We start from the raw sequence: 14,449 nt of genomic DNA, 5'->3' as shown, positions 1-14,449 counted from the left end.
GGTAATGAAAATGGCTTCAAAAATGCTACACACTTGCTTGCGAGTAGAAAACCTTGAAAAATCGATTGCTTTTTATCAAGATGCTTTTGGATTTAAAGAATTACGTCGCAGAGATTTTCCAGATCATACTTTCACTATTGTCTATCTAGGACTTGAGGGTGATGACTACGAGTTGGAATTGACCTATAACTACGATCACGGTCCTTATGTGGTAGGAGATGGCTTCGCCCATATCGCTCTCAGCACACCTGATCTTGAGGCCCTACATCAAGAACATAGCGCTAAAGGCTATGAGGTGACAGCTCCTAATGGACTTCCAGGAACTCAACCAAACTATTACTTTGTCAAGGATCCGGATGGCTACAAGGTCGAAGTCATTCGTGAAAAATAATCCAGTAAGATCAAGTAGAATGTTCGTTTTCTACTTGACTTTTTTTCTTTGAAAGAGTATACTAATACAAATTTAACCTTTAAGGGGAGTTCAGAGAGACTCACAAGGTGTCAGATAAAAGGGATAGGGGACTCTCTGTGGAGACTTTTTAAGTGTGCGCATGAGTTCTAGCCTAACCCAACTGAGGCCTTGCATTAGCAAGGCCTTTTCTTTATCTGGTCCCCTTAAATTTAAGGAGGAAAAGTCATGAATCCCACATGTAAGAAACGTTTGGGTGCCATTCGTTTGGAAACCATGAAGGTGGTTGCACAAGAGGAAATTGCGCCAGCAATCTTTGAATTAGTCCTAGAAGGGGAGATGGTTGAAGCCATGCGAGCAGGTCAATTTCTTCATCTGCGTGTGCCTGATGATGCCCATCTCTTGCGCCGTCCTATTTCAATTTCGTCTATTGACAAGGCAAACAAGCAGTGCCACCTCATTTATCGGATTGAGGGGGCTGGGACCGCTATTTTTTCAACCTTAAGTCAGGGAGATACTCTTGATGTGATGGGACCTCAGGGAAATGGTTTTGACTTGTCTGACCTAGACGACCAGAGTCAAGTCCTCCTCGTTGGTGGTGGAATCGGTGTTCCACCCTTGCTTGAGGTGGCCAAGGAATTGCATGCGCGTGGGGTGAAAGTAGTGACAGTCCTCGGTTTTGCCAACAAGGATGCTGTGATTCTCGAAACAGAATTGACCCAATATGGTCAGGTCTTTGTAACGACAGATGATGGTTCATATGGTATCAAGGGAAATGTGTCAGTCGTCATTAATGACTTAGACAGTCAATTTGATGCTGTTTACTCATGTGGAGCGCCTGGAATGATGAAGTACATCAATCAAAAATTTTATAATCACCCAAGAGCCTATCTATCTCTAGAATCTCGTATGGCTTGTGGGATGGGGGCTTGCTATGCCTGTGTCCTAAAAGTGCCAGATAGTGAGACAATTAGTCAACGCGTCTGTGAAGATGGCCCTGTTTTCCGTACAGGAACAGTTGTATTATAAGGAGAAAGTCATGACTAACAAACGTTTACAAGTTTCTCTACCGGGATTGGATTTGAAAAATCCTATCATACCAGCATCAGGCTGTTTTGGTTTTGGTCAGGAATATTCCAAGTACTATGATTTGGACCTTTTAGGCTCTATTATGATCAAGGCAACGACTCTAGAACCCCGTTTTGGCAATCCAACTCCTAGGGTGGCAGAAACGCCTGCAGGTATGCTCAATGCAATCGGTTTGCAAAATCCAGGTTTAGAAGCTGTTTTAGCTGAAAAGTTGCCTTGGCTGGAAAGAGAGTATCCTACGCTTCCCATCATCGCAAATGTTGCAGGCTTTTCAAAACAAGAGTACGCTGCCGTTTCTCAGGGGATTTCCAAGGCTGCAAATGTAAAAGCTATCGAGCTTAATATCTCTTGTCCGAATGTGGATCATGGCAATCATGGACTTTTGATTGGGCAAGATCCTGATCTAGCTTATGAAGTGGTAAAAGCGGCTGTGGAAGCTTCCCATGTACCAGTCTATGTCAAGTTAACCCCTAGTGTAACGGATGTTGTCACTATTGCTAAAGCCGCAGAAGATGCAGGAGCAAGTGGCTTAACCATGATCAATACTCTAGTCGGTATGCGCTTTGACCTCAAAACTAGAAAGCCAATCCTAGCCAATGGAACAGGTGGAATGTCAGGTCCAGCAGTCTTTCCAGTAGCCCTCAAACTCATCCGCCAAGTAGCCCAAACAACAGACCTGCCCATCATTGGAATGGGGGGAGTGGATTCGGCTGAAGCAGCGCTAGAAATGTATCTGGCTGGGGCATCTGCCATCGGAGTTGGAACAGCCAACTTTACCAATCCTTATGCCTGTCCTGATATCATCGAACATCTACCAAAAGTCATGGACAAATATGGCATTAGCAGCTTGGAAGATCTCCGTCAGGAAGTCAAAGCCAGTCTGAGATAAGCTAGGTCCTCCTTATCGTCAACAAGAAATAGAATCTTCATCAATTTGTAATATTTCCGTCAGTTAACTATGTTACAATAGGGATTAGAAAACGTTATTGGAGCTTTTAAATGAAACGATGGAAAGTGGCCCTAGTAAGTGCTGGCTTATTGGGGTGTTTTTTTACTGTAGTGGAGACAGCAAAAGCAGAAGAGGGAACTTGGCAAGGAAAGACCTACCTCAAAGCAGACGGGAAACCAGCAACCAACCAATGGATCTATGATCAAACGCAACAGGCCTGGTTTTATTTAACAGCTGATGGAAATCGTGCTGAGAACGGCTGGTTGACAGTTGGTGGTAAAGATTACTATTTTAACGAAGCTGGAAAATTAGCTACAAAAACGTGGATTGGCCAGTACTATGTGACTGAAAGTGGTGCTAAAGCAAAGGAACAGTGGGTATTTAATCAGGAACAAGAATCCTGGTATTATCTCAAGTCTGATGGTCAGAAAGCTCAAAAAGAATGGATTCAACAAGGTCAAGAAAAATATTACCTTAAAGAAGACGGGAAAATGGCCAAAGATGAGTGGATCACTCAAGGGGAGAACCAGTACTACATCAATTCACAAGGTAAAATGCTGAAAAATGCCTGGCTTGGTAAGAATTATATATCAGAAAATGGTCATAAGGTTAAACAAGCCTGGATTTATGATGACAACTATAGCAGTTGGTTCTACCTTCAACAAGACGGTACCTATGCTGAAAATGGGTGGTTAACTATAGATGGGAAGGACTACCATTTTAAATCAGGTGGTTATCTTTCTACTGAACGTTGGATTGATCGCTTCTATGTTGCGAAGAGTGGAGCTAAATTAAAATCGGAATGGCTCTTTGATAAGAATTATGATGCTTGGTTTTACTTGAAAGCTGACGGAACCTATGCCGAAAAAGGCTGGGAAACGATTAAAGAAAAAGATTACCATTTCAAATCAGGCGGCTATCTTTCTACCGAGCGCTGGATAGATCGTTTCTATGTTGCGAAGAGTGGAGCTAAATTGAAATCGGAATGGCTCTTTGACAAGAATTATAACTCTTGGTTTTACTTGAAAGCTGACGGAACCTATGCTGAAAAAGGTTGGCAAACCATCAAAGGAAAGGATTACCATTTCAAATCTGGTGGCTACCTCTCTACGGAAACTTGGATTGACCGTAGTTATGTGACAAGTAGTGGATCAAAAGCTGGTAAAGGATGGCTCTTTGATAAGAATTATAACTCATGGTTCTATATCAACTCTGATGGAAATTATGCCAATAAAGAATGGCTCTGGGATAATGGTTACTACTATCTCAAATCTGGTGGTTATATGGCTGCGAGTGAGTGGGTATGGTACAAGAATAACTGGTTCTACCTCAAGTCAAATGGAAAGATGGCTGAAAAAGAATTAATCTACGATTCATCCGACCAATCATGGTACTACCTTAAATCAGGCGGTTATATGGCAAAAAATGAAACTGTGGATGGTCATACCTTGGATGCTTCTGGTAGATGGCATGTTGCGGATAAAACCAAATATTACAAAGTTAAACCAATCACTGCCTATGTCTATAGTGCATCTGGAGAAATCTTGAGTTACATTAACCAAGGAAGCATTGTTTCACTGGATAGCTCGACGCGAAAAGGCGGGCGACTTGCAGTTTCGATTTCTGGCTTGTCTGGCTATATGAATCAAAGTGATTTAACAGCAGTAGATGAAGGTAGCGAGTTTATCCCTCATTATACTAGTGATGGGAAATTCCTCTACCATGAACTATCTCCATATACGAGTATCAAAGTAGCTCCACACACCTCTGCTATGGTTATTGGTAAGAAGTACTACTCAACTGATGGAGAGCACTTTGATGGCTTTACCATTAAAAATCCTTTCCTCTATAAAAACTTAAGAGAACCAAGTAATTATAGTGCAGCTGAGTTGGATAAACTGTATTCGATGATGAACTTGCAGGATAGTCCTCTAGCAGGTAAAGGAGCGACTTTCAAAGAGGCTGAAGAACGTTATGGTGTCAATGCCCTTTACTTGATGGCCCATAGTGCCCTTGAAAGTGCTTGGGGTCGCAGTCAAATTGCCAGAGATAAGAACAACTTCTTTGGTATTGCTGCCTATGATACGAGCCCATATCTCTCAGCCAAGAGCTTTGATAATGTGGATAAAGGGATTCTAGGAGCTGCCAAGTGGATTCGTGAGAATTACATCGACTACGGCAGAGACCACCTTGGAAACAAGGCAACTGGAATGAATGTTCGCTATGCTTCTGATCCATACTGGGGTGAGAAGATTGCCAGCATCATGATGACTATCAATAGCAAACTTGGTGGAAGAGACTAATCAAAAAATCAACGGTAACTACTGAAAAAGTGGTTATCGTTTTTGTTTTGAACATTGGAGGATAAATAGTATAATAACAGTCTTTTTATTATTGAACAATTAACAAAATGATAGTAAAATGTAAGAGGAGATATTAATCTAATTACTATATAAAAAGGAGACTTTTATGAAAAAGCTACTATCCTTCTCAATTGCCTTGCTTTCAATCACAACACTAGTTGCTTGTTCTAAACATAAGGCGGAATCAAAGGTCCCAGAAGAAAAAATTGAACAGAAGCAAATCAAGTTCGATGAAAAGTTGTTTAAAGAAGCTGGACTCTTGCCTTTTAAAAATGAGAAACAACTAGAACTTGGGGAATTGGATTCTAAATCACGCGCAACGGGTGCTCATATTCAACTTAAGGACAGCGATGAGCCAACTGAGAAGAGAGAGCCTAAGATAAGTTATAATCCAGTTGGTTGGCATAACTATAATTTTTACTATGGAGATGGTTCTAAAAAGGCTTGGTTAATGAATCGAGGCCATTTGATTGGGTACCAATTTAGTGGATTGAATGATGAAAAGAAAAACTTGGTCCCTATGACTAACTGGCTCAATGCTGGAACTTATTATGGTACAGATAATACTAATCAAGAAAGTATGCTTTATTATGAAAATCGATTGGACTCTTGGTTGGCTAATCACCCAAACTACTATCTTGACTATAAGGTGACTCCAATCTATCAGAAAGATGAATTGATTCCGAGACAGATTGAATTGCAGTATGTGGGAATCGATGAAAACAGCAAACTCTTGGAAATCAAACTAGGTGGTAGTAAAGAAAAGGTTGATCAGCATTCAGTGACGCATGTCGTTTTAGACAATGTTTCAGCTAATGCGGAAATCAATTACTTGGACGGTACGGCTAAAAATACAGTTGAAAACAAAGAAGAAAAAGCTAAAAAAGAAGCTGAAGAAAAGGCTAAGAAGGAAGCTGAGGAAAAAGCCAAGAAAGAGGCTGAAGAAAAAGAAGCAGCTGAAAAGAAAGCAAAAGAAGAAGAACAGGAAAAAGCTCGCAAAGCCGCACAAGAACAGGAAGAAAGCCAGGAATCAAACTCGCAATCAACAAATTCAGGTGGCTACTTTAGAGATAAAAACGGAAGATGGCACAGACCAAATGGGAAATTTGCTTCTAAGAAAGAAATTAGAGAAGCCGGATTGCAGTGGTAGGAAGAATTTAGCAGATATACAGTCAAAAAGCCGTTGGAAAACGGTTTTTTGTTATAATTAAATGAAGAATGTAGCATTAAAGGAGAACAACATGACTTTTGAAGAAATCCTGCCTGGGTTAAAGGACAAGAAAAAATATGTACGAACTGGTTGGGGAGGGGCTGAAAACTATGTCCAACTCTTTGACACTATCGAGCAAAACGGGGTTGCACTTGAAGTGACGCCTTATTTCCTCATCAACGTGTCTGGAGAAGGGGAAGGTTTTTCCATGTGGAGCCCGACACCTTGTGATGTTTTGGCGACGGATTGGGTAGAAGTGCATGACTAGACGTGTATTGATTACGGGAGTGAGTTCAGGGATTGGTCTGGCTCAAGCCCGACTCTTTTTAGAGAAGGGGTATCAAGTATATGGAGTGGACCAAGGTGAAAATCCACTCTTAGAGGGTGATTTCTACTTTTTACAGAGAGATTTGACCTTGGACTTGAAACCTGTTTTTGACTGGTGCCCTCGGGTGGATGTTTTGTGCAATACTGCAGGAGTTTTGGATGCTTACAAACCCTTATTGGAACAATCAGCGCAGGAAATTCAAGAGATTTTTGAAATCAACTACGTGACTCCTGTTGAGTTGACTCGGCATTATTTTACACAAATGTTGGAAAATAAAAAAGGAATCATCATCAATATGTGTTCGATTGCTTCAAGTCTAGCTGGCGGAGGTGGTCACGCCTATACCTCGTCTAAGCACGCCTTAGCTGGCTTTACCAAGCAGTTGGCTCTAGACTATGCTGAGACTGGTATTCAGGTCTTTGGGATTGCTCCAGGGGCAGTCAAGACAGCTATGACCGCTGCGGACTTTGAACCCGGTGGATTAGCAGACTGGGTAGCTAGTGAAACGCCAATCAAGCGCTGGATTGAGCCAGAGGAAGTAGCAGAGGTTAGCCTTTTCTTAGCAAGTGGAAAAGCGAGCGCCATGCAAGGACAAATCCTGACCATTGATGGTGGTTGGAGTTTGAAGTAGGAGGAGTTGGATGGAAATCAAAAAACACTTTGGAGTCTATGCTGTTTGCTTTGAAAATGGGAAATTACTCTGCATTGAAAAAACGAGAGGCCCTTATCAACATCGTTATGATATACCTGGAGGCAGTCAGCAACTTGGTGAAGGACTGACGGAAACGCTGATTAGAGAAGTTATGGAAGAGACAGGATTTACTGTTAGAAGCTACTCCAATCCTCGAATCTACGATGTTTTCGTCAGGGAAGAGTTGAAAAATTTTATGGTTCACCATATCATGGCATTTTATGATATTGAGGTCAACGAGAAGGAGCCTCAAGTTACGATTTCGGAAGCTGTGCCTGATGGTGCGAATGATTCACTCGGATATATTTGGATGGATATTCAGAAAATCACAGAAGAAAATGCATCACCATTAGTCTTGAAGGTTAAGTCTGAATTATTAGGATTTCCAGAACTGGACAAGACCTTGTATATGAATTGGAAGGTGAAGTAGGGGGATAATGGAACTATTTAAAACATGGAAGAAAAATATGGTTCTTTATGGTCTTAAATCTCAAATCGGAACTGTCTACCGAAACAGTGATAGGACAACAAGCTTTTATGATGTTGGAAATTTTCTATACCTAGCAGGGGAGTTGGATTCCAGATTTTGGGAAGATTTTGTTAGGAAATACGGTTTAGATTATAAGATTATTATTTCAGAAGATACTAATTGGCAAGATTTTCTACATCGGAAAGTGGAGCTAAATTCTTTTACTCGCTATTCTTTTAAAGATAAGGCAAATTTTCAAGTTGAATTTCTAAATGGTCTAGTTACTCACTTAGAGGAAGATTACAATATTGTGCCTATTGATAATCATATTTATAACTGCTTTTCTGAGGAAGAATGGTCACAAGATTTACAGGGGGATTTTGAGTCCTATCAGGATTTTGTTTTAAAGGGTGGATTTGGCTTTGTGATTCTTAAAAATAATGAACTGATTGCTGGGATTTCCTCAGGGTTAGTTTACCGTGGAGCAGTTGAAGTGGAAGTTGCAACTAGACCAAACGAACAAGGAAATGGATTTGCTAAAAAGCTTGGTGCTACAATGATTCTGGAGAGTTTAAATAGAGATATGTTTCCACTTTGGGATGCTCATAACGAGGCTTCCAAAAAAGTAGCAGAATTTTTAGGATATGAGTTATTTGAACCTTATGAAGCTTTTGAACTAGAGGAAGGTATCATATAATGATATCTGATATTGTATGTTTTAAGACGAGGTGAATGGCTATGCAAAACCAACTTGCTCTTAGTGGCGAACAAATTGTTGAAAAAGTTTACCCTCAATTATTGCATCATGTTGGTATGATTCGTGGGGAATATTTGTTGAGAGAGCTTAATCAAAACATCCTATTAGCAAGTTGTCAGCAATTTGTAAAAGATTATCTAGACACCATTTGCTCCTTGTACTCAGATGAAGAGGTTTGGTATCGTTTTTCAGAGTTAACAAATACAGAAGCTAATTGTTTAGAGGGAACTAAAGAGCATTTTGATGAAAATCATCCCTTGTTTGGATATAGAGGAACTAGGCGTTTGCTGGCGTGTCCTGATGAATTTCAGGCTGAGGCACATGTCGTTACAGAAGTTTATCAAACAAATCCCAATTTGTCTGTTATTTTTCCTTTTGTCAATAATTCTGAGCAGTTAAAGCAAGCTATTAGAGTATTGCGTGAGCATGGTTTTACTGGAAAAGTCGGCACAATGATTGAATTACCGTCAGCTTATTTTGACTTGGACAGGATACTGGAAACTGGTATTTCAAAGATTGTAGTTGGAATGAATGATTTGACTTCTTTTGTTTTTGCGACTGTGAGAAATAGTCAATGGCATGATATGGAAAGTCCAATAATGTTAGATATGCTGAGAGATATGCAGGATAAAGCAAGGATGAAAAAGATTGACTTGGCTGTAGCAGGTTATCTGAACTTTTCCTTCATACAAAAAATGAATCAGATGGGTATCAAATGCATTATCCACTACAGTTCTATTCCAGAGATTTTTGATTTAGAGATTGACCATCCAGACCACCTCAAACGTGTAAAAGAATTAAGTAAAAAATTACAAAGGAGCAACCCATGACACCGCAAGAAATGTGGAATGCGTATAAGCAAATCAACCCCTCTATTGGAGATGAGATAGATGCTTGGGCTTTTGGAGTGGAAGCCGATCTCTTGGCAGACTTGGTTTTAAAAGGCGAAAAGACGGCAACTGCCTCAGCCTATGATCTTTATGCAATAGAGGACGAACCTCTTCCGCAAGAAGGGACCTTCGATGTTATTCTAGACAGTCAAGATCAGGCTGTTTGCATTGTCGAAATTACAAAGATTTCTGTCGAACCCTTTAATCAAGTTTCTGCTGAACATGCCTTTAAGGAAGGGGAAGGTGACAAATCCCTCGCCTATTGGCGTCAGGTTCATGAGGACTGTTTCGCCGAGTGGCTGAGAAAAGGCAGGACTAACTTTTACGCCTGACAGCAAGGTTGTTTTAGAAGAATTTCGTAAAGTCTACCCACTGTAGACCGCTAGGAGGAAGAAAGTTTTGGAAATCACCGTCCAATCCTTTTTTCTTAAGCAAAACATGATATAATAAGTTTGTTTGAATAAGAGTAAAACTCTTAAACTTAGAATAGGAGAAAACTATGCAAGCAGTTGAACATTTTATTACGCAATTTGTTCCTGAACACTATGATTTATTTTTAGACTTGAGTCGTGAGACCAAGACCTTTTCTGGGAAGGTGACCATCACTGGTCAAGCCAAGACTGACCGTATTTCCCTTCACCAAAAAGATTTGGAAATCGCTTCTGTAGAAGTTGCGGGTCAAGCTCGTCCATTTACAGTTGATCATGAAAATGAAGCCCTTCATATCGAATTGGCTGAGGCTGGTCAAGTTGAATTGGTCATTGCTTTTTCAGGAAAAATTACAGACAACATGACAGGGATTTACCCTTCTTACTACACAGTTGATGGTATCAAGAAGGAAGTCTTGTCTACTCAGTTTGAAAGCCATTTTGCGCGTGAAGCCTTCCCATGTGTGGATGAGCCTGAAGCCAAAGCAACTTTTGACCTCGCTCTCCGTTTTGACCAAGCAGAAGGTGAAGTGGCCTTGTCAAACATGCCTGAGATTGATGTGGAAAACCGTAAGGAAACAGGCATCTGGAAGTTTGAGACAACACCTCGCATGTCTTCTTACTTATTAGCTTTTGTTGCAGGTGATTTGCAAGGGGTAACGGCTAAAACTAAAAACGGTACCCTCGTAGGTGTTTACTCAACCAAAGCCCATCCACTATCTAACCTTGATTTCTCATTAGACATCGCTGTTCGCTCAATCGAGTTTTACGAAGATTACTATGGAGTTAAGTACCCAATTCCTCAATCACTTCACATCGCCCTGCCTGACTTCTCAGCTGGTGCTATGGAAAACTGGGGTCTTGTCACTTACCGTGAAGTTTGCTTGGTTGTAGATGAAAACTCAACCTTTGCCAGTCGTCAACAAGTTGCTCTTGTTGTGGCACATGAGTTGGCCCACCAATGGTTTGGTAACCTCGTTACTATGAAATGGTGGGATGACCTTTGGCTCAATGAAAGCTTCGCAAACATGATGGAATACGTCTGTGTGGATGCCATCGAGCCAAGTTGGAATATCTTTGAAGACTTCCAAACAGGTGGAGTACCTCACGCTCTTGAACGCGATGCGACGGATGGTGTTCAGTCTGTCCACGTCGAAGTCAAACACCCAGATGAAATTAATACGCTCTTTGATGGCGCTATCGTCTATGCCAAAGGAAGCCGTCTCATGCACATGCTTCGCCGTTGGCTAGGTGATGCGGATTTTGCTAAAGGTTTGCATGCTTACTTTGAAAAACACCAATACAGCAACACCATTGGTCGTGACCTTTGGAATGCCCTTGGTCAAGCATCAGGACGTGATGTTGCAGCCTTCATGGATTCTTGGTTGGAACAGCCTGGTTATCCAGTTCTCACTGTCAAAGTTGAAAATGATGTCTTGAAGATTTCGCAAAAACAATTCTTCATCGGTGAGCACGAAGACAAGAACCGCCTCTGGGTGGTGCCACTCAACAGCAACTGGAAAGGTTTGCCAGATACACTCGAAACTGAAAGTATCGAAATCTCTGGCTACGCAGCTCTTCTTGCTGAAAATGAAGGAGCTCTTCGTCTCAATACTGAAAATACTGCCCACTATATTACAGACTATCAAGGAGACTTGTTAGAAGCTGTTCTTGCTGAGCTAGAAACACTTGATAATACAAGCAAACTACAAATCGTTCAAGAACGTCGTTTGCTTGCTGAAGCAGGGCACATTTCTTATGCAGACTTGCTCCCAGTCCTTGATAAACTTGCTAAGGAAGAATCTTACCTTGTCGTTTCAGCTGTTTCTCAAGTGATTGCTGCCCTTGAGCGCTTTATCGATGAAGGAACAGAAACTGAGAAAGCCTTTAATACACTCGTTGCTAAATTGGCTCGTCACAACTATGACCGTCTTGGCTTTGAAGCCAAAGACGGGGAATCAGATGAAGATGAATTGGTTCGTCAGTTGGCCGTTTCTATGATGATTCGCTCTAATGATGCAGAAGCTAGTCAAGTTGCTAGCCAAATCTTTGCAGCTCACAAGGATAATCTTGCAGGACTTCCAGCAGCAATTCGTGCTCAAGTTCTCATCAATGAAATGAAACACCATGAGACCAAAGACTTGGTCGCAACCTATCTGGACCTATATACTCATGCGACGGATGCGGTCTTCAAACGTCAGCTGTCAGCGGCTCTTGCATACAGTACAGATGCCGACAATATCCAAACCCTGATTAGTTCATGGAAGGACAAATTTGTCGTGAAACCACAAGACTTGTCTGCTTGGTATTACCAGTTCCTAGCTCATCAAAAAACTCAGGGAACATCTTGGTCTTGGGCGCGTGAAAACTGGGATTGGATCAAGGCAGCTCTTGGTGGGGATATGAGCTTTGATAGCTTTGTTATCCTACCTGCCCACGTATTTAAGACAGAGCAACGCTTGGCAGAGTACAAGGAATTCTTTGAACCGCAACTTTCTGACCTTGCGCTTAGCCGTAATATCGGTATGGGAATCAAGGAAATTGCAGCGCGTGTTGATTTGATTAAGCGTGAAAAAGCAGCAGTAGAAAAGGTTTTGAAAGCAAGTAAGTAATAGATAAAAAACAGCGGATCTTGCAATCTGCTGTTTTTTGGAAGTCAGTATAAAGTGTCCATCCTGAAAATCGTGTTATAATAGCAATGTCAAAGAAATTTTACCTAGAATTGTATAGGATGTTAAAGAATTTCGTCTAGCCAATTCGTGAAGAAAAGAATAATATAAAGAGGAAATGCAGATGTTAGGAAAACAATTAAAATTATTTAGAGAACAAAATGGCTACAGTCAGAATCAAATAGCAGAATGTCTGGGGACGACTCGTCAAACTATCTCAAATTGGGAAAATGATAAAACAATTATAGATAGTCATAGTTTGATTCGCTTAGCTGATTTTTATCAGATCTCTTTAGATGAGTTATGTGGACGAAAAAAGATTCCTGTTTACAAGAATTCAAAGATCAAGTCTATGATTTTAGCTAATGCTTGTACACTTTGGACCTGCTTCGCTTCCACTCATCGCTAAATCAATTGTTTTCCGACTAGCTTTTCAATTCTATTGATTCTAGGAGGACAATGATGTCTTACGTTTATTTAACTCTTGCTATTGTATCTGAAATAGCTGCCACAAGTCTGTTAAAACTGTCGCAAGGTTTTTCGAAAATGCTTTTTGGGATTCTTGCTTTAGTTTTGTATGGCTTGTGTTTTTTCTTTCTATCTTTGTCTTTGAAAGGCATACAACTAAATCTAGTCTATGCTATTTGGTCTGGTGTTGGTTTGGTTGGAACAACTGTGCTATCTATTTTGCTTTTTCATGAAAAAGTAACGTTCGCAAGTCTCTTGGGAATTGCTTTAGTTATTGTGGGGCTTGTTATATTAAACCTATCACAAAAGGTTCACTAATGAGGTAGTATGTTATGGGTGACAATTATTTTAAGAATAAAAGAGTCGTTATTATTGGTGCCAGTGGAAATTTGGGACAAGCCTATACACAAGCTTTTTTTCAAGCAGGTGCTCATTTATTTCTTTTAGGTCGCAATATGAATAAATTAGCCAGTTTTTCTGAGAATATTGCTTCCAAGATTCCGATTTGCTCAGTAGATATAACGAATGAAACTTCTATTAAAGTTGCAGTGTCTGAAGTTCAAAAGTGGTCGGGTAATATAGATATTGTTATTAATGCAACGGGATTTGATGTACGAAAATCTTTATTATCTCACTCTGAGGAGGAGATCAATCAAACTATGACGATTAACCTAATAGGGGCTATCCTTGTCAGCAAACATTTTTTACCTTTGTTAAAAAATCAAAAAGGAGCAACCATTGTGCATTCAGGAGGTTTTGCAGATGGTAGGCTGGCCTTCCCCTATTATAGTGTAGATGTGGCGAGCCGCGCCGGACTTTTTTCTTTTATCGAATCAATGAACCGAGAATTAATACAGGAGCAGAAAAAGATGCATATAACTTATTTTTGCCCCAATGCAGCAGACACACCATCAGAAAAGCCTTATCATCCAGTTTGGAGAGAAATGGGGATCTCTATATCAAGTACAAATCAAGTAACCCAAGCTTTACTTAAAGGTATAAAATCTCGTAAAAGAGTGATTTTGATGGGACAAGGTACAAAGATTTTTACAACATTAAACCTTCTATCCCCAGCAATAGCGGATTATCTTTTACTGAGACGATACGGTCGTATTTTAAAAAAATATTTTGGATAAATTTTCTATTATTTTTCTAAGAATTTTCTCATCTTTTAGTATTCTTTAAGAAAAAATAATTAAGATGTATGTAGCCTAAAGAAAGGATGTGGTGAATTTATGAAGTAGAGCTTCTTCATTTTTTCACAGAAACTTAAAGCAGAAAGAAAGAAAAATATAGAATGAATAAAGAGAAAATGATTGTTGTAGAAAAAAGCACCAAGTGGAGGCTATCAGTAGTAGCAAGTGGTTCTTTAGTGGTCGGCTTGCTTGGTGGTTATATATTCGGTTCTTTGACTCAAAAATCAACAAATCAGCAGTCGACCGTTCAAACATCGAAAACCCAGCAAGATAATCAAGATGGCAATAATATGCAAAGTCACGGTGGACAGCCGCCGCAAGGAAATAATAATCAAGAAGGCGGTAGCAATTCTAAGAAGAAACCAGCCAATGCAGATGGAAGTACGAAGGCCAAGGATATCAATTCTAACCAAAATAATGAAGAAAACACTACAAAATCTTAATCCATTTGTTAAAGCCATGATATAATAATTAAAGAATTATACTAAGATCCAAAAAATGATACAAAAATTCTTTATTTTATAATAACCTTA

15 protein-coding genes and 1 pseudogene are annotated in these 14,449 nt (G+C 40.1%); all 16 read left to right on the top strand.

Annotated features, from left to right (window positions below; all coding sequences use genetic code 11):
• Window positions 1–10: 10 nt before the first annotated feature.
• The 16 genes and pseudogenes from gloA to AB2B49_RS05745 all read left to right on the top strand — a co-directional run bounded on the left by gloA (window position 11) and on the right by AB2B49_RS05745 (window position 14,359).
• Window positions 11–391 carry a lactoylglutathione lyase gene (gene gloA / locus AB2B49_RS05820; protein ID WP_049505698.1) on the top strand — a complete coding sequence of 127 codons (381 nt, stop codon included), beginning with the start codon at window positions 11–13 and terminating at the stop codon, window positions 389–391.
• Window positions 392–637: 246 nt separating this feature from the next.
• The gene (locus AB2B49_RS05815) at window positions 638–1,438 is read left to right on the top strand and encodes a dihydroorotate dehydrogenase electron transfer subunit (protein WP_049505699.1); all 801 of its coding nucleotides are present in this window, start codon (window positions 638–640) and stop codon (window positions 1,436–1,438) included.
• Window positions 1,401–2,387 carry a dihydroorotate dehydrogenase gene (locus AB2B49_RS05810; protein WP_180367607.1) on the top strand — a complete coding sequence of 329 codons (987 nt, stop codon included), beginning with the start codon at window positions 1,401–1,403 and terminating at the stop codon, window positions 2,385–2,387. Before AB2B49_RS05815 ends, AB2B49_RS05810 begins: the two co-directional genes overlap by 38 nt.
• 110 nt (window positions 2,388–2,497) lie before the next feature.
• Entirely contained in the window at window positions 2,498–4,750 is a 2,253-nt protein-coding gene (locus tag AB2B49_RS05805; protein WP_049505701.1) for a glucosaminidase domain-containing protein, read from the top strand.
• Between the two features lie 166 nt (window positions 4,751–4,916).
• Window positions 4,917–5,960 (top strand): DNA/RNA non-specific endonuclease, encoded by a 1,044-nt coding sequence (locus AB2B49_RS05800; protein WP_049505702.1) that lies wholly within the window; start codon window positions 4,917–4,919, stop codon window positions 5,958–5,960.
• A gap of 91 nt (window positions 5,961–6,051) precedes the next feature.
• Window positions 6,052–6,288, top strand: a complete 237-nt coding sequence (locus AB2B49_RS05795; RefSeq protein ID WP_000141924.1) for a DUF2829 domain-containing protein — start codon at window positions 6,052–6,054, stop codon at window positions 6,286–6,288.
• Complete coding sequence (locus tag AB2B49_RS05790; protein ID WP_320691996.1) at window positions 6,281–6,979, top strand: 3-oxoacyl-ACP reductase; 699 nt, start codon at window positions 6,281–6,283, stop codon at window positions 6,977–6,979. The genes AB2B49_RS05795 and AB2B49_RS05790 overlap by 8 nt, the downstream gene beginning before the upstream one ends.
• 10 nt (window positions 6,980–6,989) lie before the next feature.
• Window positions 6,990–7,469, top strand: a complete 480-nt coding sequence (locus tag AB2B49_RS05785) for an NUDIX hydrolase (protein WP_049505703.1) — start codon at window positions 6,990–6,992, stop codon at window positions 7,467–7,469.
• A 7-nt stretch (window positions 7,470–7,476) separates the two neighbouring features.
• Window positions 7,477–8,205 carry a GNAT family N-acetyltransferase gene (locus AB2B49_RS05780; RefSeq protein WP_000418697.1) on the top strand — a complete coding sequence of 243 codons (729 nt, stop codon included), beginning with the start codon at window positions 7,477–7,479 and terminating at the stop codon, window positions 8,203–8,205.
• 41 nt (window positions 8,206–8,246) lie between these two features.
• Window positions 8,247–9,095 (top strand): putative PEP-binding protein, encoded by an 849-nt coding sequence (locus tag AB2B49_RS05775; RefSeq protein ID WP_071850856.1) that lies wholly within the window; start codon window positions 8,247–8,249, stop codon window positions 9,093–9,095.
• Window positions 9,092–9,533: pseudogene (locus tag AB2B49_RS05770) on the top strand (ASCH domain-containing protein). Before AB2B49_RS05775 ends, AB2B49_RS05770 begins: the two are co-directional and overlap by 4 nt.
• Window positions 9,534–9,654: 121 nt before the next feature.
• The gene (locus tag AB2B49_RS05765) at window positions 9,655–12,195 is read left to right on the top strand and encodes a M1 family metallopeptidase (protein WP_320691995.1); all 2,541 of its coding nucleotides are present in this window, start codon (window positions 9,655–9,657) and stop codon (window positions 12,193–12,195) included.
• 181 nt (window positions 12,196–12,376) lie between these two features.
• Window positions 12,377–12,661, top strand: a complete 285-nt coding sequence (locus AB2B49_RS05760; protein ID WP_049505707.1) for a helix-turn-helix domain-containing protein — start codon at window positions 12,377–12,379, stop codon at window positions 12,659–12,661.
• A 50-nt stretch (window positions 12,662–12,711) separates the two neighbouring features.
• Complete coding sequence (locus AB2B49_RS05755; RefSeq protein WP_009013481.1) at window positions 12,712–13,038, top strand: DMT family transporter; 327 nt, start codon at window positions 12,712–12,714, stop codon at window positions 13,036–13,038.
• A gap of 14 nt (window positions 13,039–13,052) precedes the next feature.
• The gene (locus AB2B49_RS05750) at window positions 13,053–13,856 is read left to right on the top strand and encodes an SDR family NAD(P)-dependent oxidoreductase (RefSeq protein ID WP_000502736.1); all 804 of its coding nucleotides are present in this window, start codon (window positions 13,053–13,055) and stop codon (window positions 13,854–13,856) included.
• A gap of 161 nt (window positions 13,857–14,017) precedes the next feature.
• On the top strand, window positions 14,018–14,359 hold the full coding sequence (locus AB2B49_RS05745; protein WP_049505708.1) for a hypothetical protein: 342 nt from the start codon (window positions 14,018–14,020) through the stop codon (window positions 14,357–14,359).
• Window positions 14,360–14,449: the final 90 nt, after the last annotated feature.

It is taken from the genome of Streptococcus jiangnanensis (assembly GCF_040888325.1).
Taxonomy (GTDB): Bacteria; Bacillota; Bacilli; order Lactobacillales; family Streptococcaceae; genus Streptococcus; species Streptococcus jiangnanensis.
Note: the sequence above shows the minus strand (reverse complement) of the source record. Positions and strands in the feature narration are given on the sequence as shown.

Excerpts from the sequence above, each read along its gene's own strand:
- AB2B49_RS05795 (WP_000141924.1), top strand. The coding sequence starts at position 6,052 with ATGACTTTTGAAGAAATCCTGCCTGGGTTAAAGGACAAGAAAAAATAT.
- AB2B49_RS05815 (WP_049505699.1), top strand. The coding sequence starts at position 638 with ATGAATCCCACATGTAAGAAACGTTTGGGTGCCATTCGTTTGGAAACC.
- AB2B49_RS05805 (WP_049505701.1), top strand. The coding sequence starts at position 2,498 with ATGAAACGATGGAAAGTGGCCCTAGTAAGTGCTGGCTTATTGGGGTGT.
- gloA (WP_049505698.1), top strand. The coding sequence starts at position 11 with ATGGCTTCAAAAATGCTACACACTTGCTTGCGAGTAGAAAACCTTGAA.
- AB2B49_RS05775 (WP_071850856.1), top strand. The coding sequence starts at position 8,247 with ATGCAAAACCAACTTGCTCTTAGTGGCGAACAAATTGTTGAAAAAGTT.
- AB2B49_RS05780 (WP_000418697.1), top strand. The coding sequence starts at position 7,477 with ATGGAACTATTTAAAACATGGAAGAAAAATATGGTTCTTTATGGTCTT.
- AB2B49_RS05760 (WP_049505707.1), top strand. The coding sequence starts at position 12,377 with ATGTTAGGAAAACAATTAAAATTATTTAGAGAACAAAATGGCTACAGT.
- AB2B49_RS05765 (WP_320691995.1), top strand. The coding sequence starts at position 9,655 with ATGCAAGCAGTTGAACATTTTATTACGCAATTTGTTCCTGAACACTAT.
- AB2B49_RS05790 (WP_320691996.1), top strand. The coding sequence starts at position 6,281 with ATGACTAGACGTGTATTGATTACGGGAGTGAGTTCAGGGATTGGTCTG.
- AB2B49_RS05785 (WP_049505703.1), top strand. The coding sequence starts at position 6,990 with ATGGAAATCAAAAAACACTTTGGAGTCTATGCTGTTTGCTTTGAAAAT.
- AB2B49_RS05800 (WP_049505702.1), top strand. The coding sequence starts at position 4,917 with ATGAAAAAGCTACTATCCTTCTCAATTGCCTTGCTTTCAATCACAACA.
- AB2B49_RS05750 (WP_000502736.1), top strand. The coding sequence starts at position 13,053 with ATGGGTGACAATTATTTTAAGAATAAAAGAGTCGTTATTATTGGTGCC.
- AB2B49_RS05810 (WP_180367607.1), top strand. The coding sequence starts at position 1,401 with ATGGCCCTGTTTTCCGTACAGGAACAGTTGTATTATAAGGAGAAAGTC.
- AB2B49_RS05745 (WP_049505708.1), top strand. The coding sequence starts at position 14,018 with ATGAATAAAGAGAAAATGATTGTTGTAGAAAAAAGCACCAAGTGGAGG.
- AB2B49_RS05755 (WP_009013481.1), top strand. The coding sequence starts at position 12,712 with ATGATGTCTTACGTTTATTTAACTCTTGCTATTGTATCTGAAATAGCT.